Origin of the sequence: Deinococcus alpinitundrae (assembly GCF_009982895.1) — a bacterium.
In the GTDB taxonomy this organism is placed as follows: Bacteria; Deinococcota; Deinococci; order Deinococcales; family Deinococcaceae; genus Deinococcus; species Deinococcus alpinitundrae.
The window spans coordinates 1-741 of sequence record NZ_WXZL01000090.1 but is presented as its reverse complement, the minus strand read 5'-3'; the positions used below and the strand labels follow the sequence as shown (position 1 = coordinate 741).

The 741-nt window shown below is 60.6% G+C and carries 1 protein-coding gene; it reads left to right on the top strand.

What is annotated here, in order from left to right:
- The coding region (locus GUI70_RS22510) for an IS5 family transposase (RefSeq protein ID WP_161884503.1) at positions 1 to 741 on the top strand (741 nt) is incomplete at both ends.

Sequence of the window (741 nt, the reverse complement as noted above, 5' to 3'; positions counted from 1 at the left end):
GTGCGTACCCGAGTGATGTCGATGACGAGACGTACCACTTCTTACTGCCGTACCTGGCGTTGACCCCGGAGGATGCCCCGCAGCGGAAATTTCCGCTGCGGGAAGTGCTCAATGCACTGTTGTGGATGAGTCGAACAGGAGCGCAATGGGCCTTTCTGCCGCATGATCTTCCACCGGCAGAGGTGGTTCGCAGCCAGGCGAAACGCTGGTTCGACGCCGGGTGTTTTGAGAACGCCGTCCATGACTTGCGCCTGCTCAGCCGCGTTCAGCAGCAGCGTGGTGGTGAGCCCACGGCAATCATCATCGACAGCCGCACCCTGCAAAGCACGCCGGAGAGTGGTCACCGCGCCGGGTTTGATGGCGCGAAGAAGCGCAAGGGCACCAAGGTCCATCTCGCGGTGGATACGCTGGGTCACCTGTTGACGTTGACCACGTCGCCCGCCAATGAACAGGACCGGACGCAGGTGGAGGCACTGTGCCACAACGCCCAGGAGTTGACCGGTGGGATGCTGGAAGTGGTGTTTGCCGATCAGGGTTACACCGGCGAACACGCGCTTGAAGCCGCGCGCAAGAGCAACATTGAGTTGGTCGTCGTGAAGCGTCCGGACGCTTCACGAGGATTCGTGCTACTGCCAAAACGCTGGGTGGTCGAGCGTTCGTTCGCGTGGTTGTCACGTTTTCGTCGATTGGGCCGGGATCTAGAACGCCTCTCCTCAACCTTGATCGGCTTTCATTTCGTCG